The 19,535-nt window shown below is 60.3% G+C and carries 18 protein-coding genes and 3 pseudogenes; 10 read left to right on the top strand and 11 right to left on the bottom strand.

Annotation, left to right across the window (positions count from 1 at the left end; genetic code table 11):
- The first annotated feature begins 216 nt into the window (after window positions 1-216).
- Complete coding sequence (locus tag HAP48_RS23350) at window positions 217-732, top strand: IS5 family transposase (RefSeq protein ID WP_224496554.1); 516 nt, start codon at window positions 217-219, stop codon at window positions 730-732.
- Between the two features lie 471 nt (window positions 733-1,203).
- Here HAP48_RS23350 and HAP48_RS23345 read toward each other — a convergent pair.
- Both HAP48_RS23345 and HAP48_RS23340 read right to left on the bottom strand, forming a co-directional pair.
- Window positions 1,204-1,833: pseudogene (locus HAP48_RS23345) on the bottom strand (prolyl oligopeptidase family serine peptidase).
- 344 nt (window positions 1,834-2,177) lie between these two features.
- On the bottom strand, window positions 2,178-3,326 hold the full coding sequence (locus HAP48_RS23340; RefSeq protein ID WP_224496553.1) for a prolyl oligopeptidase family protein: 1,149 nt from the start codon (window positions 3,324-3,326) through the stop codon (window positions 2,178-2,180).
- A gap of 414 nt (window positions 3,327-3,740) precedes the next feature.
- Between HAP48_RS23340 and HAP48_RS23335 the strand changes: the two genes are divergently transcribed.
- The 3 genes and pseudogenes from HAP48_RS23335 (at window position 3,741) to HAP48_RS23325 (ending at window position 5,243) form a co-directional block, all read left to right on the top strand.
- Window positions 3,741-3,965 (top strand): UPF0149 family protein, encoded by a 225-nt coding sequence (locus HAP48_RS23335; RefSeq protein ID WP_029084244.1) that lies wholly within the window; start codon window positions 3,741-3,743, stop codon window positions 3,963-3,965.
- A 62-nt stretch (window positions 3,966-4,027) separates the two neighbouring features.
- Window positions 4,028-4,373 (top strand): annotated as a pseudogene (locus HAP48_RS23330) (transposase); the annotation flags it as partial.
- 231 nt (window positions 4,374-4,604) lie between these two features.
- On the top strand, window positions 4,605-5,243 hold the full coding sequence (locus HAP48_RS23325; protein ID WP_166209531.1) for a hypothetical protein: 639 nt from the start codon (window positions 4,605-4,607) through the stop codon (window positions 5,241-5,243).
- 994 nt (window positions 5,244-6,237) lie between these two features.
- Here HAP48_RS23325 and solA read toward each other — a convergent pair.
- The 8 genes from solA to HAP48_RS23285 all read right to left on the bottom strand — a co-directional run bounded on the left by solA (window position 6,238) and on the right by HAP48_RS23285 (window position 13,427).
- Window positions 6,238-7,386: an N-methyl-L-tryptophan oxidase gene (gene solA, locus HAP48_RS23320; RefSeq protein WP_029085032.1), complete on the bottom strand. Its 1,149-nt coding sequence runs from the start codon at window positions 7,384-7,386 to the stop codon at window positions 6,238-6,240.
- 169 nt (window positions 7,387-7,555) lie between these two features.
- Complete coding sequence (locus tag HAP48_RS23315; RefSeq protein WP_051346818.1) at window positions 7,556-8,128, bottom strand: thioredoxin domain-containing protein; 573 nt, start codon at window positions 8,126-8,128, stop codon at window positions 7,556-7,558.
- Window positions 8,129-8,201: 73 nt separating this feature from the next.
- Window positions 8,202-8,420, bottom strand: a complete 219-nt coding sequence (locus HAP48_RS23310; protein WP_029085031.1) for a hypothetical protein — start codon at window positions 8,418-8,420, stop codon at window positions 8,202-8,204.
- 1,485 nt (window positions 8,421-9,905) lie between these two features.
- Entirely contained in the window at window positions 9,906-11,558 is a 1,653-nt protein-coding gene (gene tnpC, locus HAP48_RS23305; protein ID WP_166207527.1) for an IS66 family transposase, read from the bottom strand.
- 47 nt (window positions 11,559-11,605) lie between these two features.
- Window positions 11,606-11,953 carry an IS66 family insertion sequence element accessory protein TnpB gene (gene tnpB, locus HAP48_RS23300; RefSeq protein WP_165124204.1) on the bottom strand — a complete coding sequence of 116 codons (348 nt, stop codon included), beginning with the start codon at window positions 11,951-11,953 and terminating at the stop codon, window positions 11,606-11,608.
- Window positions 11,950-12,351, bottom strand: coding sequence for an IS66-like element accessory protein TnpA (tnpA, locus tag HAP48_RS50075; protein WP_166205105.1), 402 nt, complete (start codon window positions 12,349-12,351; stop codon window positions 11,950-11,952). The genes tnpB and tnpA overlap by 4 nt, the downstream gene beginning before the upstream one ends.
- A gap of 47 nt (window positions 12,352-12,398) precedes the next feature.
- Window positions 12,399-12,758: an aminotransferase class III-fold pyridoxal phosphate-dependent enzyme gene (locus HAP48_RS23290; RefSeq protein ID WP_234583990.1), complete on the bottom strand. Its 360-nt coding sequence runs from the start codon at window positions 12,756-12,758 to the stop codon at window positions 12,399-12,401.
- 504 nt (window positions 12,759-13,262) lie between these two features.
- Window positions 13,263-13,427, bottom strand: a complete 165-nt coding sequence (locus HAP48_RS23285) for a hypothetical protein (protein WP_224496552.1) — start codon at window positions 13,425-13,427, stop codon at window positions 13,263-13,265.
- Window positions 13,428-13,601: 174 nt separating this feature from the next.
- On the opposite strand from HAP48_RS23285, the pseudogene HAP48_RS23280 reads away from it, so the two are divergent.
- From HAP48_RS23280 to HAP48_RS23270, 3 genes and pseudogenes are all read left to right on the top strand, one after another.
- Window positions 13,602-14,040: pseudogene (locus HAP48_RS23280) on the top strand (IS6 family transposase); the annotation flags it as partial.
- On the top strand, window positions 14,021-14,437 hold the full coding sequence (locus HAP48_RS23275; protein WP_224497070.1) for an NAD(P)-binding domain-containing protein: 417 nt from the start codon (window positions 14,021-14,023) through the stop codon (window positions 14,435-14,437). The pseudogene HAP48_RS23280 and the gene HAP48_RS23275, both read left to right, overlap by 20 nt.
- 29 nt (window positions 14,438-14,466) lie before the next feature.
- Window positions 14,467-14,805, top strand: a complete 339-nt coding sequence (locus HAP48_RS23270; RefSeq protein WP_051346723.1) for an NAD-binding protein — start codon at window positions 14,467-14,469, stop codon at window positions 14,803-14,805.
- A 975-nt stretch (window positions 14,806-15,780) separates the two neighbouring features.
- On the opposite strand, the gene HAP48_RS23265 is transcribed toward HAP48_RS23270, so the two are convergent.
- Window positions 15,781-16,362 (bottom strand): hypothetical protein, encoded by a 582-nt coding sequence (locus HAP48_RS23265; protein WP_029084539.1) that lies wholly within the window; start codon window positions 16,360-16,362, stop codon window positions 15,781-15,783.
- An 11-nt stretch (window positions 16,363-16,373) separates the two neighbouring features.
- Here HAP48_RS23265 and HAP48_RS23260 point away from each other — a divergent pair, with 11 nt between their 5' ends.
- The 3 genes from HAP48_RS23260 to HAP48_RS23250 all read left to right on the top strand — a co-directional run bounded on the left by HAP48_RS23260 (window position 16,374) and on the right by HAP48_RS23250 (window position 18,181).
- Window positions 16,374-16,862 carry a hypothetical protein gene (locus tag HAP48_RS23260; protein WP_029084538.1) on the top strand — a complete coding sequence of 163 codons (489 nt, stop codon included), beginning with the start codon at window positions 16,374-16,376 and terminating at the stop codon, window positions 16,860-16,862.
- A 38-nt stretch (window positions 16,863-16,900) separates the two neighbouring features.
- Entirely contained in the window at window positions 16,901-17,227 is a 327-nt protein-coding gene (locus tag HAP48_RS23255) for a hypothetical protein (protein ID WP_029084537.1), read from the top strand.
- A gap of 714 nt (window positions 17,228-17,941) precedes the next feature.
- The gene (locus HAP48_RS23250; protein ID WP_156928982.1) at window positions 17,942-18,181 is read left to right on the top strand and encodes a hypothetical protein; all 240 of its coding nucleotides are present in this window, start codon (window positions 17,942-17,944) and stop codon (window positions 18,179-18,181) included.
- Window positions 18,182-19,535: the final 1,354 nt, after the last annotated feature.

The raw sequence follows: 19,535 nt of genomic DNA, 5'->3' as shown, positions 1-19,535 counted from the left end.
TTCGTTGTCTCTGAACGGAAGTCTGCACTTTGAGGGCAATCCGTAAACGCCTGGCAAGCAACCGAATGTCGTTTGGGTCATTTTCAACGGTTTCAGCGGGGCGTCGGCAAGCTGATGTTCGCTTCTGACCGAAAGTGCCGAGCCGGGGCCACGCCAGAAATGTTGCGCCTGGCGAGACCCCTGTGACTCAAACTCCTAAAACTTGGGGCTCGAATCATGCGCTATGAACTCGCCGACTATGAATGGACTGCCATAAGGCCGATGCTGCCGAACAAGCCGCGTGGCGTTCCTCGAGTGAACGACTGCCGCGTCCTCAATGGTATATTTGGGGCTTGCGATCTGGAGCACCTTGGCGCGATCTGCCCGAGGCGTTTGGGCCGTACACCACTTGATACAACCCGCTTCGTCCGCTGGCGGCGGGCTGGTGTCTGGGGCCGTATCATAGACGCATTTGCCGCTGCCCATGATGCCGCTGTCCAGATGATCGACACCGCGATTGTCCGCGTGCATCAGCACGGCGCCTGCATCACAAAGAATCGGCGCCAATTGATGGGAAGATCACGCGGCGGCTTGACGAGCAAAATTCATGCGTTGGTCGATAGCAATGGCCTGCCGGTACGGCTGGCATTGAGCCCCGGCGGGGCCCATGACGTTCGACTTGCCGGGAAATTGCTGTCTCGTCTGAAATCGGGGTCGATGCTGCTTGCCGATCGTGGCTATGACGCCGACTGAATTGGAGAGCTTGCCACGAAGAAGTGCGCGTGGGCCAACATCCCGCCGAAAACAAATCGTAACGATCCGATCTGCTTCAGCCCTTATCTCTATCGCGCTCGCAACCGGGTCGAACGGGTCTTCAACAGAATCAAACAATGTCGTCGTCGGAATGGCTTGCGGCCGATCTGCCGAGGTAACTGACAGTGGCCAATCTCAAGCGCTCAGGCTGGTTCAGATGGCCGCTACCCAGATCGTATAGTCTGGTGTATCGAACGACCCGCGCGAGATAGCGGCAGGTCGAGAACGTCCACGTCCCTGCCGCCGGCAGCTTCAAGTAAGCCCGTGATGATGACCGACAGCGCTGCCCTGCCGCTCTAATCCGGGGCGATACCACGGTCTGAATATAGTAAACACGGGCTTGCTGACGCCGCTGCCGATGACGGCGCCGCCAAGGTCGATCATGTGAAGTGAGATTTTGTTTTCTCGACATCACTCATCGACAAGCCGCCGGAATGCATAGGTATATTCGAGGGCCACCCGGCGTGCATCTTCAATGAGATTGGCGGCGGCACTATGCCCCCCGTCGAGGTTCTCATAGTAAAAATAGGGCTGGCCTAGCTCAGCGAGCCTTGCGGCTGTCTTACGGCCGTGGGCCGGATGCACGCGGTCGTCCTTGGTGGAGGTGAGAATGAAGGGGGTCGGGTAGGTCTTGGCCGGCACCAACTTCTAATAGGGCGAGTAGGCCTCGAGCCACTCGCGCTGTTCGGGAATGGCGGGATCGCCATACTCGCCGGTCCAGGAGGCCCCGGCGGCCAGCTTGGTGAACCGAACCATGTCGAACAGCGGCACCTCCACCATGGCGGCATCGAAGAGGTCGGGTCGTTGGGTGAATGCGGTCCCCACCAGCAGGCCTTCCTGGCTGCCGCCGGCTACGCCCAGGCGGCGCGGAGAGGTGATCTTCCGTCGGGTCAGGTCCTCCGCAACGGCGATAAAATCATCCCATGTGCGCTGCTTTGTTGCCCCCTGGGCGGCCTCGTGCCATCGCGGCCCGTACTCGCCGCCGCCGCGCAGGTTCGCGACGACATATGCATTGCCCTGCTCGAGCCAGAGCCGTCCCATAACCCCCGCATAAGACGGCAGGAGCGGAATCTGAAACCATGCCATAGCCATAAAGAATGGTTGGAGTCGATCCGTCAAACCTCGCGCTCTTGGGCCGCACCACAAAGAAAGGAATGCGGGTGCCGTATCGCGAAGTTGCCTCGAACTGCTCCACGACAAGTCTAGACGCGTTGAACCTAGGAGGCATCGACTTCAGTATGTCGAGGCTTCGGTCGCGGCGTCGAAGTACCAGAGCGACGTCGGCCTGAGAAAGCTGGAGACGGTGAACATCACCTCGTCCTTTCATTCGATGCGGCAGGTAGACCGACACTCGCATTCTCCGGAAGCGGGATCGGCGTGGCCCGTTAGGTGCCCTGATCATACTTGTAGACGAACGCCTTGCTCTGAACCTTGTCGAGGGTCGTCAGGATCAACAAATTCCTGGTGGCGCTGAACCCGCTGAGCGCCTGCCGAGGCCCGGGCTGGAAGACGAGCGACGGTCTGGCACGCAGCGGATCCTGCTTCCATTCGGCCAGGTCATACGAGATGATCGAGCCGGCTGCGAACCGGGTGCCGCCGGACGGCGTCCACTCCTCGTCGAGCGTCACGAGCAGGCGGCCACTGTCGATGCCACCGATGGTCGCCTTCTTTGGCAGGTTGAGCTTGATCGGCCCCTTGGGCCCGAAGAGCACATACTCATACTCGAACGTGCTGATAGTGCGCACCGCGCCGGTCGCATGGACCATGCCTGCACTGTCGCGCAGCGCGAATGGCACCGTCCCGTCATCGGTCGGTTCGCCGCGAAAGACCTCGCGCGCTTCAACGAGCGGCTGAGCGCGCTTGAGCTCCTTCACGACGAAAGGGTAGCCGGCCTGCGTCGTGGTCCCTTCGCCCCAATCGCGTGCAATCAGGATCGTGTCGCCGTCGATCCAGCTGACGCCCTGCTTTCCCTCCGGAAGGTCGAAGCCGGTCGTGACGAAGGCTTGGGCGTCCGCGTCGAACTCGCGCACGAACACGGCGTCCTTGCCGCCCTCGGAAAATTTGAGCAGGCACAGGCGCTCTTCGGGCGGCAGGCAGCTACCCCCTTCAAAGACCCAATTCTTCTTCTCCGCGGCAGCCAGCGCGTCCAAGTCGAGGATGGTGTCCCATCGCGGGTCCTGGGCGCGATAGCTCTCAAACGTGGTACGTCGCCAGACGCCGCGCACGTGATTCTCGTCCTGCCAGAAATTGTCGAGACCGCGCCGTCCGAAGGAAACGTACGGAATCCGATCCTTGGCCTGGAGGATGGTGAGCCCCTCTTGATAGAAGCGCTGATAGCGGGGATCCGATTGGAGCGCGCCGAGCGTCTTGTCGTTCTCGGCGCGAGCCCAAGCCAATGCGCGCGGCCCTTCGATCTCCTCGAGCCAAAGGAAAGGATCGTCCGCCTGCATCGCAGCCGGCAGCTTCTGGGGCAGTGCCGCGGACATCAAACAGGTCATGGAGAGCGACGCGGCGAGGAGGAGCGACTTTTTCATGGGAGTTGTCCTGGATTGGGTCGGCGGGCCGGGCTCGCCGCGTCTTGCGAGGTAGGCGGAAGCAGACGGAATATGTGCATTCGGTTTCGAAGAGCGGATATGTGGGGAACCGCGCCCGCTGGTGCCCCGAACGAAGCAAGCAGCGTGCCGCTTGAAAATTGGAGGTTCTCCAGTCGCTTTCTACTTTGTGTCAGCGTTAACTTGGGGACGTTGGTCTCAAAGCTGACAATCGCGCTATGAGCAACGACCGTACGTTGCGCAGCAGGTTGCGCAGCAGAAAGCCGCCTTTTGCGCTAAGCATGAGAAGGCGACCCTTGTTGGTCTGGGCGGAATTTCGATCTGTCGAGTCTCATGCGAGGCGTTGGAAGGCAATGGGCTTTGGCAAGGCCGTGCTTCCATGGAATTGGAGTGCCCATGTCCGGTCTGTCGCGCCGACCCAAGCAGCTTGACGAGGAATTGCTCGCCCTCGGCGAGGAAACGATGCTGCTCGAAGATCCTGACGGCTTTATCGCCGGTTTGCTGGCCTGCCCGGAGCAGATCACGCCCAGCGATTGGCTTCCAGTCGTGTGGCATGAGGACAGCACGGACCAGCCGGTCTTCGAGAATCTCGACCATACTGTTCGCCGTCAGCGCATGTGAGACAAATTGAAGGATTTTGCGGAGGGAGGATTTCTGGTTCATCGTAGCCAACAGGAGCGCAGATGGAGCAGAAATCCGGACTGGGCAAAGCGCCGGCAGAACAAGTGCTAAAGGACATTCGGCGCCAGACGCGCCGGCAGTATTCGACGGAAGAGAAGATCCGTATCCGTGCTGGAAGGACTGCGGGGCGAGGAGAATATCTCCGAGCTCTGCCGGCGCGAGGGCATTGCCGCCTCGATGTATTACGGCTGGTCCAAGGAGTTCCTCGAGGCCAGCAAGCGCCTCCTGGCGGGCGATACGGCGCGAGCTGCGACCTCCGGCGAGGTGAAGGATCTCCGCCGGGAGGCCGCCGCCCTGAAGGAGGCCGTAGCCGATCTGACCCTGGAAAACCGTCTGCTCAAAAAACGTATGGCCCCGCCCCGTCTGCAAGGGGTCTGATTCGGTTAAAGGAGATCGTGGTCGACTGGGCTGCCCTGGTCACCAATATCAAGCCGAAAAGCGAACATCCGACTTTTCGCGTGCGCCTGGCGCTCGGCTTTACCACCTCATTAAGCTGCAATGCGACATCATAATGCATTCACGCATCTGTCACGGACTCGGCTTATGGCTTCAACATCGTCAAATGACCGAGGATTAATCATGAGCCCTTTGTCAGACATGCTGCGAAACCTGCGGTGGGATGACTACCGTTACTATCACCGGAGCAGAATTAATCAGATGCTGCATTTGATCAGCGCTTTCATCTTCCTCGGTTGCTATGCGCTCTTGTTCAAGGACCCGGCAGTGGCCGGCCTCGTTGGCTGGCTTGCGATGCTGACGCGGCAGACCGGACATTTCTTCTTCGAGCCGAGCGGCTACGATAACGTGAACAAAGTCAGCAACGAGTACAAGGAGGCGGTCAAGGTCGGCTACAACCAGACGCGCAAGATTGTGCTCTTGATAATCTGGGGCCTGGCGCCGTTCGCACTCTACGTCTTCCCGCTGTTTGGCATGTTCGATCCGCCTGTCGGGCGGCTTGACTTCATCCGGCAAGTCGGCACGGTATGGCTCGTTATAGGCATTGGCGGCGGCCTCTTTCGGATGATCCAGCTCTTCGTCACCCGTGACGGCCAGACCGGGCTGGTATGGGTCTTCAAAGTCCTGACGGATCCCCTCCACAACGTCGCGCTGTACTACAAATCGCCGCTCGCGCTGTTGCGCGGCGAGCTGATCGACACATCGATCGCGGACGCCGGCTGGGGCGGTGACGAGGCCGAAACGGCTCAGCGTCTCACCTGAGCGACGCACGTTGAGCGTGTGCTCACCAGGTGCCCGCTTGACAAGCGTATCCTTCGGCTGGAATGGTCCGCGCGCCTGATCGTCACTAAGGACCCCAAGGCGGTGAGCTTGCGTGGTCGCATCCGCAACGATGATGGGCGCCATGTCCGACGCCGCTGAATAGCTGGATCAGAAGGTTTTCGAGAAGGCCGCGCCGGCAAAGTGCGGCCTTCTTGCGTTGCTGGCATTTTCTCGCGGAAGCCAACGAGTTGGGGGATGTCCCGCTCGATGTTGAAGCTGGCAGAGCCGGTGTTCCCGATAATACCACGGAGGGCGGTCTCCGTGCGAGCTATAAAGAGAAGCTGATCAACTCCGCTTACCAATTACAGCGTCATGCGGGCGTGGGCCTGATTCGGCATACAGAGAACGATGGGGCGAAGGCACGGTCTGCGATAGCGGCAGGCCGACCACGTTTAGCGAACGAACAGGCTGGGCGGAGCGAATGCCGCTCAGCTACGGGACCGCGGCCTCGTCAGCTTCTCGAAAGCAGGTGAGACCCGCAATGGACTGCAGGGCAGGGGTAGCGCGTGCACAAGGCCGAAAAGCCTCGAAAAGACCAATGAAGTTGATTAGGGTATTTGGTGTGATTGATCGCCACTTTCGGAAACTCCTTCCGCTCCGCCCAGTATGTTCGCGGTTCGCGATCGGCGAATAACTGGAACCCGACGCCGGCCAAGCGTCAGCCGTTAGATCAGGGCGAAGCCCTCGCGACCCACAAACACTGCGAGCTACTTGATCAGCTGGGGCAATTCCCGGCACAGACCGATTACGGGCGGCCTTCAAAGACTCACTTGCCCCGTCTCGCCGACCACGCACACTGCGGTTTCCGGCCCAACATAGTGCTTCATGGCAGTTGATGCGAATTGGTTGTTTGCGGGAGCTCCATTGGTGCCCGAGCCCACGACCGCAATTACGCCATTGTCTGCAATTCCAGAATTGGATGCCAATTGACGTCTCAGGAGTTTGGCGGCGCGACGCCGCTGAAACGGTCGAGCCGAAACGCGTTCGGCGCTATCAGCTTCGCATCGAGTGCCAGATCCGCGAGCATCGTACCGATCGCGCTGGCGAACTTCGCACCGTGACCGGAGCAAGGCGACGCAACGACGATGCGGGGGTCGGCCGGAAGTCGATCGATGATGAATTCGTTGCCCTCGTCCGGTTGCAGGTCTGCTCGCAGCGTGTTCGTGTAGAGGCAGATATCGCGCTCGACGATTGGCCCCGCCGCACCGGGAACCAATTCAGCTAGTGTCAATCCGACAGTCTCCAGTTCTGCGTCCGTTGGCGGCGGGTGCCAGGCGTCTGCCCCCACGACTGGCCCTTGGTCGTGCTGTGCAGCCTTCACGCCTCGTCCCTCGAAATCGGGAAAGCCGTAGACCACTCCTTTCTCCCCTTCGACAATAAACGCCGGAAACTCGCCGTAACGCACCAATTCGGGTTTGGCCGGCTTGAACCAACCGACCGTTTGTCGGGTGATCTTTAAGTGTCGTGCGAGTCCCGGGATTAGCCCGGCAATCCACGGTCCTGCAGCAATGATGGCCCTCTCGGCCAAGATTACCTCTCGGGGCATTGAAATACGGATGCCGGCGGCCACCGGCCGTATTCGGGCCGGAGCCAGAATGATGCGGTGTTCGGCGCCTTCGCGAAACGCGCGGATCGCCGCTTCGGCCAACAGGATCCCGCCGCTTTCCTGGACGACCACATCCCAATTATCCGGAAGCCGGAACGCGGGAAATGCGGCGTTTGCTTCCGCTCCCGTGACCGGACCGGGGACGGCGTCCTTGAGCGCGGCGGCGCGGGAGTCGGCCACCATCTTCGATCCGGGAGGTCCTGCTTCGAGTACGTGGGTCGGCATGAGGATTGTTCGTCCGCTGGCGGCCTCCAACATCCGCCATCCCTTGAGGGCAGCATCGCTAAGCTCCGTGTAAGCCGCGCTCTCGAAATTGAAGCGTCGGTACACTCGGCATGAGCCATGCGACGAGCCGCGAGCCTCGCCCAAGACAAGAGGGTCGAATCCGAGCACGTCGGCCCCACGACGCACCAGCGCATGGAACGCAGAACTCCCTATCAGGCCGAGGCCGACGACGGCGATTTCGCAAGCACGCATCCCTCACTCCCTCTTTCGCTGTTTAGCACGCGCGATTGATCTGCCGCGCCACCGCACTTTTGCGGGCCCCGCCCTTGGTGGACACACTGCAGCCGCAGCAGGAGCACAAGAATCCCTGAAGGGTGCAGTCGCGCAGTATTCGCAATTCGCCTTGTCAGCCTTTTCGGTCTTATGGGCTTGCCGCCCTGCCGCAGCGGTCGAAAGGGAGCGCCGCGCCATCGACCAGGGACTTTACCATAGGGCTGAGAGCGAGCGGCGCTCGACCCGCCTGCGCGGAACGGCGAAATGCCGCCTCGCTCCCGCGATCGCAGGCGTCTATCGCTTGTTGATGAGGATGTTCGACATCCAGCTCGACAATGGTCGGCCGCGAGTGGGTGGAGCGCACCACGCTGAGATAATATTGCACCAGCGCAACCCGGAGATCGCAGCCATCGAGCAGACTTGCGAACTGCTGACGGTTGTTGATCAGCCTTTTGGCGCGTACTACCCCGGCACCGACGACCAGTGCTCCGTACGGCAAGCGGCTGCCACGGAATGCGATGCCGAGCTCTTTCGACAGCTCTCTGGGAGAATTCTGCAGCCTGCACTGGGCTACGAAGACGCGATGCTCGGTAAGATCGTCCCTCGCCACCACAATATCGAGCCAAGCGTTCTCCGCTATGCCGACCGATGAGAGGATTTGCAACAGCTTCTTGCACACGGCACGCAACAGCTTGACGATGAACGACGCGAGCAGCCTCATGACAAATGTTTGGCCGAGCCATGGGGCCGCCGCCGATAAGAAAGAGGCTGCCGCCGAGATGGCGACCAGCGCTTTAGTGGTGATCTGCAGCTCCCGGCCGTGGATCGTTGTCCGCGCGGATGACGTGCACCGCCGCCATCGCAGTGCCATAGAGCGCCAACAGTGCTTCCGCGAAGACCACGCTGGCGAATAACGGCACGAGCAGCAGAAAGCTCGCGAGCACGTGGGCTGCGAAGAGCGCTGCGGTGGAGAACGGTGCGGCGACCGGAAGCAGCAGCCGGCAGTCGCGCACGATCGTAAGATAGATATCGTAGCCGAGCGCTCTCTCGATTCGAGAAAGCGCAGCAATGACGCAGCGCCACGACCATCGTAATTAACACCTCGTGAACTCGAGACAGCATTCTCCACATCGTCCTCTCGTCACGGTGTGATCGTGGTGTGAACAAAGCAAGCGACGTGCCGGACTGAAAGGCGCGATTTCTGCAAGCACTACAGTCCTCTGTTGGGCATCGCGTCGCTTGTTGATGTCAGGTCAAAGCTGACAACATTTGTGAGAGCTCGAACATCGCCACTTCCTCATTTCGAGCACCACCCGCAGCCAGAAAGGGCCGCCAGGGTTACCGCGGCCCTCTTCAGGCAAAGTTCTGAGTTAGATCGCGGTTTAGACCTCGAACCAAGTGGAGGAAGGAATGGCACGGCCGACTCTGTATACAATTCGTTCTCCGCTTGAGAGCCGCCTGCAATTGAGCCGCAGGCGCGCGAACTCATGCGGTAAGCGGTTGGAGAATGATCCGGGTATCAAAGCGAACGGCGCCCACCTCAAAGAGAGGAAGAGCAAATGAAAACGCATAGCAGTATCGGGGAGCTGCAGCGAGACGGCTTCGAGCTTGAAAGGCATTGCGCCTGATTGTGGCAAACGCGATGGCTATGGTTCATTCGACGGGGTGACGAGTTCATCAAAAACATTCATTCGGGCACTTCGAGACCACCGCCTACAAGTTGCCGCTGGCTGTCCGGCGGCTGGCATGAGCTGCCCGAGCCGGCCAAGAGGCTTCGCTGAAAGTGCAATACCACATGGCTGCCGGGACCGAGGCCAATCTAGAAAAGTCACCCTCTTTACCTGGGCCGCAAGCAAGCGGCATGATCTCGGGGAACTCTCGCAAGTCCTTGAAGAATGGTATCGTACCGTTCCCTCGGCCGACTTGGCCCGGTACTCGTTCTCGCGAGAAGCTTCGGCTCAAGCTTCCTTTTAGGGCGGTCGCTTGAAAGCAGGGACTGCGTCTTCCGGATCAGCCGCTTCGAGGTCGGCGGCTGAGGCGTGGTCCAAGCCCTGGTCGACCTTGTGGCGTAGATGCTGTCGTCGCCATTGTGCCAACCGAGATAAATCCATCCCGTTTGCCTTGATCGAGAGCGAGGCCCAGCGATCGTCAACGCCTCCTGCTGCGAAAAGCAGGCCATCGTGATTCGCAGCGATGAGGGTCATGCCTTCCGGGCGTCTGCATCTCGCGCCGTCGATCTCGCCCTATAGTTGTTACGCGACTTCGACTGCGCCGCGGATTTGCGGAAGCACCGGTTTGATCGGGCAAATGCATGCGCGTTATGCGCCGTGTATCGATCATTGGTGGATCTGTCCAGGCAATCGGACTTGAGGCGCACTAACGGGGTTGAGTGAACGTTAGTGAGGCTCGCGACAATTAACGTACGCATACGACGAGGACCGCGTGATGGACGCATGCGCGCGGGTACGGCGAGCTCTATGATGGCGTTTGCGTGAAGGTCAGGCGGCCTGCTGATCGGCGGGCTTGTCGGCTTGGCGCAGGAGCTTCCATTCCCAGGGCAGCAATTCGTGCAGACGCGATGCGGGAAGATCGGCGATACGGGCGAGGACGTCGGCGAGCCAGGCTTTCGGATCGACGTCGTTGAGACGACAGGTCGTGATCATCGTCAGCATGATGGCGGCACGGTCGGCACCACGCTGGCTGCCGGCGAAGGTCCAGTTGCGCCTTCCCAAGGCGATGCCTCTCAATGCGCGCTCAGCACAATTGTTGGTCAAGCAGATCCTGCCATCGTCGAGGAAGCGGGCGAAGTCGTCCCAGCGCCTGAGCATGTAATTCATAGGCTTCAGGACCTCGGAGGAGCGAGAGAGGGTTTCGCGCTCACGCAGCAACCAGGCGTGCATGTCCCCGAGGAGCGGCTTGCTCTTTTCCTGGCGCACGGCGCGCCGCTCTTCGGCGCCGCAGCCGTTAATGGCGCGCTCGATCTCGAACAACACATCCAGGCGCCTGACCGCCTCCAGCGCGATCGGAGAGACCGGTTTACCTCTCTTGCCTTCCCGGGCATTCTTCTCGATGTCAGCCAGCTCGAAGAAGCCCCGCCGCGCATGGGCGAAGCAAAACGCCGGCGTAATCGGCAGCACCTTCTTCTGCGGGTCGAACAGCGGCTCGAAGCCGTTGTAGCAATCGGCTTGCAGGATGCCGGCGAAGGCGGCCAGATGCTTCTGCGGATGCTCGCCTCGTCGGTCGCTCGAGGCGTAATAGACCGCCGCCGGCGGCGCAGGCCCGGCAAAGGGCCGGTCATCCCGCACATAAGTCCAGATCCGCCCGGTCGTGCACTTGCCCTTCGCCAGGATACGGATGGTGGTGTCATCGCCATGAAGGCGCTCAGCAGCGAGCACATGGCGTTCGATCAAGTGGAAGAGTGGCATGACGGCGAAGGTCCCGTGGCCGACCTGGTCGGCCAGCGTCGACAGCGGCAAATCGATCCTCTCGGCCTTAAAGCGCGCACTCTGGCGGTTGAGCGGGATATGCATGCCGAACTTGTCGAACAGGATCGTCGCCAGCAATTGTGGGCCGATGAAGCCGCGCGGCGTGGCATGGAACGGCGCAGGCGGCTGGCTGATCTTCTCGCAATCGCGGCAGGTGAACTTCTCGCGCACTGTCTCGATGACCTTGAAGCGACGCGGGATCTCCTCCAGCGTCTTGGTCACATCCTCGCCGACCTTCGCCAGCCGCGATCCGCCGCAGCAGGCGCAGCTCGTCGGAGCGTCAATGACGACGCGCTCGTGTTCGATGTCGTCCGGCCAAGGCTTGCGCACCGGCCGCTTGCGCGTGAAGGGGCGGACGTTCTGCGTCTTCGCCGCTGCGGCCTGCGCCGCAAGCTCATCCTCGCTCGCCGTGGCGACGAGGTCTTCGAGCTCCAGTTCCAACTGCTCGAGCAGCCGCGCCGTGCGCTCGGAGCGCTGCCCGTACAGTTCGCGTTTGAGCTTCTCGATCCGCAGCTCGAGATGCGCGACCAGCGCCTCGTTGTTCGACAGCTCCGCCTGCGCGCTGGCAGCCATCGCCTCAGCTCGCAGCCGCGCCTCACGCTCGGCCTGCAGCGCCGCCAGGGCACTGACAAGGTCCGATGGAAGATCGTCCGGCTTTGATATCACGAAGCCATTGAATCAGATCAAGCAGCAGATTCAAACCTGCAAAACGACTAACCGACCCGCGTCGGACGCTGGGTTTCTTGAGGGTTGCGCCAATCGATCCCGGACAACAGATAGCTCAATTGCGCCGGAGAGATCGTTACCGATTCACCGGCAACCGATGGCCAGATGAACCTTCCTCTCTCGAGTCTTTTGGTAAACAAGCATGCTCCCTGGCCATCGTGCCAGATCATCTTCACAAGATCGCTGCGGCGACCGCGGAAGACGAACAGATGACCGCTGAGCGGGTCTTTGCGCAACACCTCCTGCACTTGGAGTGCCAACGACGGAAAGCCTCTGCGCATATCCGTGTAGCCTGTCGCGAGCCACACTCGCGCGCCTGTCGGAACCGGGATCATCGGCGCACCAGGGCATCGAGAACTCGCCGCAGCGCGTCTCCATCAACGTCACCGTCGACCCGGATGCGGTGTCCGCTACCGAGATCAATCTCGATGATGCCCTGGCTCCTCCGTCGACGCGCCGGCGCCGTCGTCAATGGCGCTTCGGCCACATCCCGCGGCGGCACAGACGGCCCAATCTCGACCGGCACCAACGGCGCTACACTCGTTTCACCGTGCTTGCAAAGCTCTTTGCGCCACCTGAACAGCTGGCTCACATGAAGGCCGGCCATGCGAGCCACCTCGGAAACAGTGGCTCCGGGCTCGAACGATGCTGCAACTAGCCGTTCCTTCTCATCCTGTGACCACCGACGCCGCCGCTCGACCGATGTGATCACCTCTGCCCGCGAAATCGTCATAGCGCTTCTCCTAGGATTACCCCTAGGACCTGCAGCGCTCGCGTCCGTCAAACAAGGCGGCCCTCAATGGAGGGATACCAATTAACTACAGTCGCCTTAAGATCGTGGAGCATGCCCGTGATCCCGTTGACGAGCTCGTCGATTTGATCCTTGTTGACGATCAGAGGTGGGCAAATCGACAATGCATCGTCTACATTCCGCACGATGATCCCTCGCTCGTGCAGCAACCGGCTCGCGATGCTGCCAACGTCGCCCGGAGTAGTAGCGGCGACTTTCCGTTTCTTGTCCAGCACCAGCTCGATTGCCGCAATAAGGCCAACGCCGCGGACCTCCCCAACGAGTGGATGGTCAACGAGCGTGCGCAGCCCCTGCATGTAGGGCCCGATGCGGCCAACGTTCGCAATCAGACCCCGCTCCTCGATGAGTTTGAGGTTTTCGAGCGCAACGGCGGCTCCGACCGGGTGACCCCGCCCGTGAAGCCATGAGCCAGCAGTCCAACCTTATTGCTCTCGTCCGCGATTGGTTCGAACATGTAGTCATTCATTATGATCGCCTGGGCAACAATGGTCGGCGTCACATCATCGGTTCAGAATTGGATAGGGACCGGAGCATCATGTGGGGAAGCGCCGGTCCGTTCCCGGCTTCTCTGGGCTTGCGATAGTCGTGGTTGACGATCTCTTTAATGGGATTCGCTTGTGCCTATGCCTGACCACAGGCTTAACTGGCGGCGACGCACTGTCTGGAAGTGATCACAGAGAGGGGACGATGTCCAAGCACGACAAAGCGTAGGATTTCCGGGAGGCGTTGGTCGCCGACGGGAGCTTCCATCAAACTGCCGGCGGCGTTTAGGCCGTAGAGAGTCGGTGGTCGTAGCGCCGTGGACCGCGGTTACGTATTCGAGCCCACCACGTTCAAGCCGCCCGCTCCGCTGAGGGCAGCGTGTCATGTGTGTTCAGCACGTTATCCCAGCTGCTGCCGCGCGTCGTCACGGACTGGTTGGGCTCCGAGCCAACACGCGTGATGAGCAACACTGTAAGCAGCAGCCCGCTCTGATTGACCAGTTTCTTGTGGGCCATCCGTGATCTCCTTGATCTGGTCGGTGTCCCGGCTTTGCGCGGAGATGCGCGACCGAGTTTTCTCCAGAATACCTTAACTCGTGGAGTTCGTCGCCTGCCAACGCTTGTAGGCTCCCCCCCAACCGGCACCGTCAAGTTAACGAATTGGAGCGACCGATGGGGTAGACAACCGGCATGCCGACCGCCCGGGACCCTCTTTATCTCCGCCATCACTTCCCACCGGAAGTGATCAGCTGTGCCGTTTGGTTGTATTTCCGGTTTCCCTTAAGCTTGCGCATGGTCGAGGAAATCCTGGCGGCGCGTGGCATTGGCGTGACCTATGACACCGTGCGCCAGTGGGGCGGAAATTCGGCAAGCCGTTCTCCGATCGGATCCGCCAGCGCGCACCCGCTCGCGGTGACAAATGGCATCTGGACGAAGTCGTTATCTCGATCGCGGGCGCACAACATTGGCTCTGGCGCGCTGTCGATCAGAATGGCTTCGTTCTCGACGTCTTGATCCAGCGCCGAAGAGACTCGCGCGCTGCGCAGCGGCTCATGAAGAAGCTCTTGAAATCTGCCGGCACGCCGCCGCGCGTGGCGTGATGATCACGGATAAGCTCCGTTCGTACGGCGATTGAAGCCCTGGCGCGCGAGGGCGCGAAAATCGCCGAGCGCGTTGCCGATGCCTGCCAAGACGAAATTCTCATCACGATGCTCGCCGACGACGCGACCGTTGAGGGCGTCGAGTTCGGAGACCGCGGCGCGCTTTCCGCGCTTCGCCGCGATGCCATCCACATTTCCATGAGCACGATCAGCGTGGGGCTGTCCGATCACCTGACGGAGGCGCATGGCAAAGCCGGCCAGGGTTACGTCGCTGCGCCTGTGTTCGGGCGGCCCGCGGCGGCAGCCAAGCTTTTCATCATCGCGACCGGCGCTGACGCGATGCTCAAGCGTTGCCATCAGCTGTTTGATGCGATGGGTCAGGAGACTTTTGTCATCAGCAACCGCCCCTCCGAGGTAATCTGGTAAAACTCTCCGGCAATTTCCTGATCGCGTCGGTGCTCGAGTCGCTGGGCGAGGCATTCGCGCTGGTGCGCAAATCCGGTATCGACCCGCATCGTTATCTCAATATTCTGACTAGCACGCTGTTTTCAGCGCCGGTCTATCGGACTTACGGACCAATCATCGCCGACGAGAAACAACCCGCTGATGGCTTCAAGATGTCGCTCGGGTTGAAGGACATGCGGCTGGCGCTCGCCGCAGCCGACGCGCTGGCGGTCCCGATGCCGGTCGCGAGCCTGGTGCGGGATCATTTCATCGAGGGCGTCGCGCAAGGCGACGGCGACGCCGACTGGTCCGGCCTGGCACGGCTCGCCGCGCGAAGGGCGGGGTTGTAAGGCCTGATGACGTTGACGGTGGAAGGCGACGCTTCAGGGGAAGGTACGCACAGAGACGTTTACTTAGTTGGCCGTTCGCGCCATCTGGGTGCACGCTTCAAGACGAAACGCATAGTCAGTCGAGATGCTCGCAGAGGTCAATCGACTACATCCAGAGTCGTTCGCTAGGCGCGGAATTGATGCGAACCTTGACGGCATCAAAAAGATAGGCCGCCTGCGTTGCCACAAGCAGCCCAAGTCTAGGGAGGAAACGCCCAAGGAGGGCGGCGATAGCGGGGCGCTACCGCACACCCTAGCTAAGATGATCGCGATCAGCGGCTCAATCGAACGTAGGTAAGGGTCCGGCATCCAAAGGGGCCACGGAAACTATACTAAGGTTTATGGCGCTCGCCCTCAAAGCCGATCACTTCCGCACCAGGCCCTGCTTTTCGTCGCGCATCGGCGACGCGGGGGCCCGCCGTACCTTATATGCGGATCGACCACTCCTCCTCCGCGCGGTCCCCCTTCTGCGCTGCCTCCTTTGGCAGCCTTACGGGCAGTCTCGGCGCGCATCTTCGCGCCCATGATCCTGCGCCCAAATTACCTCCCGCGATTTGGTGGTCATGGGGCGCGGGCATTGGAAATGCCACTAGAATTTGAGGATTGCCTCGCCTGACAGACCCCATAGATCGGTTATGATCATCTCTGGATGTGCAACATGGATTCGATCACAAACCAAAAAGTCATCCGCGCACTATTCCGCGTCATCAACCGCTATGCCGGCAACCGCTGATGCGCGCGCGTGACGTGCAGACAACACCCAAGCAGAAATACCCTCCCCTAAGTCCGCTAGATCACTCGAAGCGGACATCAGCTTTGAAGCAGCAATCCTTGCACTTCTTTCCGGAGGCGCATGGGCATGGCTCGCTCCATTTCGGCTTCCACTTCTTCCGTATCGGCATTTTGCTGCTCTCTCGCTCGTCTCTCTTATGGCAGCTAAGCCGCTGTTGGGGCATCGGAGCCTTGACCATCATCGAGCAGCCGGAGAACTCGTTGCGAGGCGGTCACCCCGCCGACCACCCGCGTCATGGCTTCGGGCTCCTGGGCGTCGCCACTGACGCGAAGGCCCCCGAACAGCTGAAACGCCCAGACCGACATCTCCGGGAAATCCATGCCTTGCGCCCCTCGTAGACGAAGGTACCGCCACCGATGTCGCCCTTTGCCCGGACGAGGGCATTCTGCGCCAGGAGCTTCCGGTGGATCTCCTCCCCGGGCCGGTTTAGCAGCTCGCCCAGACCCCGTGCTCCTGCCGATCGAGCACAATCCCGAAAAATGGAAGAGCAGCCCCTGGGTGGTGAACTTGAACAGCTCGCCGACCCGGTCACCGTCAAACGGGAGCGTCATCGCCCGCACAACGATGCCGTTCTGAAGCGTCAGCTCTTGCCGGTAACCGGCCGACAGGCGCCGCTTCAGCTTTGCGTTCTTCTCCAGCCGTCGTGCGACCATGTGGGACAGCACCATCGGCGCATCTTGATGGTTGCTGGCGAACGGCAGATCTTGAATTTGATGATCTGCCATTTGCAGCTCGAATGGAAATATTAGACCGCATCCTCGAACTGGATGACGACCGCAAAAACCAGCTGCAGTATCGGGGAGCCAAAGCCGTTCAATACTTCATGATTGCTGACACGCAAACCGCCGAGCAACAGTTGGGCGAAATCATTGGCTTTGTGCGGCAGACCGAAGCGGATGAGCGGCTGGATGGGTACGAGAAGCACCTTTATGGCGGGCTCCTTCAACTTCTCGGCAGCATGAAACGGGACAAGTCGATGCTGAAGGAGTCGGCATTGCAATTTCACGCGCTGCTGCTTGAGGATCCCTGGCCAAAAAGCGGCAGGGCCGCCATTCAACGCGAGTTAGGCGACAGCTACCGATATGCTGACGAGTGGAATCAGGCAGAAATGGCTTATCGTCAGGCAATTGCGCTTGGCGGGTCTGACCTCGATAAGGTCCACGTCGCAGGATGTTTGCTCTATAGCAAGCAAATCGATGCTGCCGCCACCGAGATCGATCCGTAAAGCGAGAGAACCTGCCGGGACATGAGTTCGAGGATTTCGTGTTCGCTTATGCTGCGATCGCGATTTGGTCGGCCAAAGCCGATCGCCTGACCGAGGCGAAAACGCATCTTCAAGCTCTTGCTCCGGCCGAGCCAATCTTCAATGATCGCCGCTTGAACCTGCTGCTCCGGGTGACGGAAACTCTTGCCAGCTGCACGGTATCCGCTGCGGCGAAGGCAGACAGCACGCCCAAAGGCGGGCTGGCAACGGTTGCCGGCTTCTTCGAGCTAAAGGCGAACATCGCCGGCATCGGGTTTAACTTCAACGCGATGATCGACTATTTCGCTCGAAAGAAAACCAAGGGCGAACCTGATAGGTCCGATTGAGGCCGGCCAATAGCGAAGCCGCGATTCCCCGGCCATCGCCAACCCACGTGTTCTGCGAGACGACTCAGGCTGTCGATCGCCAACTTGTAAATATTCGGCAGATTTGTTCGCGAATCCCGCTTTCAGGATTGCGGCATTTGCCTCGGGCGTGTTCCATCCTTTGAGTATCTGCCGCCTGGTTTGTCCGTCCCAGCCGGCACGCCCGATTGGGCTCCAGGCGAAATCGCGTCCGCCAGTTTTGCTCAAGGTGTTCTGCAAATCCTCCAGCGAATTCGACAGGGTCAAATATGCCAGTGCCGCCAGCAGTTCGAACTCTTCAAACAACCTGGTGAACTCACCATTCAAGAAAATGAAATCGCGCACCAGGCGGGCAGCACATCGTGAAGGTGATCGCTGAGGGGCGTCTTCCGCTTCTCAAGGCCCTCCAGGGTCTTCCGAGCGTCGTTGCTGCCTCCGTCCCAAGAGCCGAGCAGCAAACGCTTTACAAGGGGCTGTGGTTCGCGCTCGTGAGGCACTGTTGTCGCGAACAGCTTGAACATACGCCTGTGGAAGCCAAGTCTTGAAGCGGTCTTGTATGACTTGAATGGCGAGATATGTGACATCAATTCCGATCCTCCTACGTCCCATCTTCCCCGCCGCATGAATTGCGGTGCCGCATCCGCAAAATGGATCTAGGATATCCACCTCGCAAGGCAGGGCAATGTGGAGTCTTCAGTGAAGGGATATGTTTTTAAGGCCGGTGCTCAATCGGCAATTACCAAAGAGCAGAGTGGTAGCAATCTCCCCGCTCCAAAAGTCGGCTCATGGGCGTTTGCAAAGGAAATTAGGGACGTGACTGCACCGGGCCTTATTGGCTTTGACCCTGATGCATTTGCAAAGCAGGGATATCAACTTTGGCCCAATACCGGTGGCATTGCTTCGAGCCACGATCCGCTGACCAGCAAAGATATTTAAGGCGGCCAAGACGGCGGGGGTTAACCGGCTGAGACGGCGGCTCCGATAAGCAACCGCCGTCAAGACGTATTCTAAAGGTGGCTAGAACAGCATGCCGGCGCCGAGCACAGACGCTCAAGGGCCTTCGGCCCGCCGGTCATGAGCCTGTGGCACACACGGTGCAGTACGTTTAAGGCTGGGGATTTCAGCGTCCCAGTTCGGGAAGAAAACGTCGCCGGGCATGTATTTTTGAGACCGGCGGCGTATTTTTTTGGGACGGTCAGAACAGCATGCCGCTGCCGATCGTCGCCAGCTTGCGGCTCAGCAGGATCGCGTTCCGCGCCAGCCTGAGCCGATATCGCATCACCAACAAGCCGATCAGGCGCATTTCGTTACCCCCGCCTTCGCCGGCTGGGGCCGAACGATGTTGCTGTCACGCTCGAGCAGCGCGACCCTCGCCTCTTCGCGGATCTTGATCGCTCTGGCGTGGTCGATGATTGCCATGCGACCCGGTGCATCTGATGAACCGAGGTGTCGGCATCGGGTTGTGCCAATGCAAACGGGCTGTGGTGGCAATCGAGGCTTCCAAGGTCGGGCTCGTCGTCTTCGAAGCAGTCCTCGCGATCGCAATCGTCCCGCTCCGCTCGATTTCGGCCGATGCCTCTTTCCTGAGTCTGCGGAGGCGCTGGAGAGTCGTTTCCCGCTCCCGCTTGGATAGCGAGGCCGGATAAAATCGCCCGGCGGAGTCCGCTGGCTGTTCTATGAGGGTTTGCATGTGGTTAGTCTTTCGGTTTGGCTTCCTACAACGGCGCCCAGTGTCAGACTGGCAGCCGGGGGTAGGAACCTGCCGAAAGACAGGTCGCAACGCTTTTAAGGGTTTCCCCTCTGGACATGGCGCAGCGCCCCCGGCATAAAGCCAGAAGGGCGCGCCCGCCAAGGCGCTCCAGTAGCGCCTAGCGAGCCCGCCAAGGCTCACCGCGCTTTCGGCAGCAATCGACGCCGATCGATCGCCAGCCTGTTTCGGTCCGGGTTCCTACACCCGCGGACAGCCTGCACCTAAAAATCCATCCCCTTTCGGGGAATTGCGTTCGCTGGCCCGTTCGGGTTGTATCGTCGTCATGACAGAACACCCGGGCGTTTCAGAAAAACCAGACTTGGGAACGAGCGGCGCCGATGTCACGACCGCCGTAGCGCGATCGGTGCTGTCAATCGTACCCGTCGTCGGACAGGCCCTCCAGGAAGTGGTGACAGCGCTCGTCCCCAACCAAAGAGCCGAACGCTTCGAAAAATACCTTCCCCTGCTATCCGACGAGCTCAACAGGCTGGCGGTTGCTTCATAGTCCCCTCCGATTCGCGAGCTTGCGGGAAGGCTTGA

The sequence above is a fragment of the Bradyrhizobium septentrionale genome (assembly GCF_011516645.4).
GTDB lineage: Bacteria > Pseudomonadota > Alphaproteobacteria > Rhizobiales > Xanthobacteraceae > Bradyrhizobium > Bradyrhizobium septentrionale.
Note: the sequence above shows the minus strand (reverse complement) of the source record. Positions and strands in the feature narration are given on the sequence as shown.

Excerpts from the sequence above, each read along its gene's own strand:
- HAP48_RS23315 (WP_051346818.1), bottom strand. The coding sequence starts at position 8,128 with ATGAGGCTGCTCGCGTCGTTCATCGTCAAGCTGTTGCGTGCCGTGTGC.
- tnpB (WP_165124204.1), bottom strand. The coding sequence starts at position 11,953 with ATGATCCCGGTTCCGACAGGCGCGCGAGTGTGGCTCGCGACAGGCTAC.
- HAP48_RS23260 (WP_029084538.1), top strand. The coding sequence starts at position 16,374 with ATGGAAATATTAGACCGCATCCTCGAACTGGATGACGACCGCAAAAAC.
- HAP48_RS23335 (WP_029084244.1), top strand. The coding sequence starts at position 3,741 with ATGTCCGGTCTGTCGCGCCGACCCAAGCAGCTTGACGAGGAATTGCTC.
- HAP48_RS23325 (WP_166209531.1), top strand. The coding sequence starts at position 4,605 with ATGAGCCCTTTGTCAGACATGCTGCGAAACCTGCGGTGGGATGACTAC.
- HAP48_RS23285 (WP_224496552.1), bottom strand. The coding sequence starts at position 13,427 with ATGGCCCACAAGAAACTGGTCAATCAGAGCGGGCTGCTGCTTACAGTG.
- HAP48_RS23350 (WP_224496554.1), top strand. The coding sequence starts at position 217 with ATGCGCTATGAACTCGCCGACTATGAATGGACTGCCATAAGGCCGATG.
- tnpA (WP_166205105.1), bottom strand. The coding sequence starts at position 12,351 with ATGACGATTTCGCGGGCAGAGGTGATCACATCGGTCGAGCGGCGGCGT.
- HAP48_RS23340 (WP_224496553.1), bottom strand. The coding sequence starts at position 3,326 with ATGAAAAAGTCGCTCCTCCTCGCCGCGTCGCTCTCCATGACCTGTTTG.
- solA (WP_029085032.1), bottom strand. The coding sequence starts at position 7,386 with ATGCGTGCTTGCGAAATCGCCGTCGTCGGCCTCGGCCTGATAGGGAGT.
- HAP48_RS23265 (WP_029084539.1), bottom strand. The coding sequence starts at position 16,362 with ATGGCAGATCATCAAATTCAAGATCTGCCGTTCGCCAGCAACCATCAA.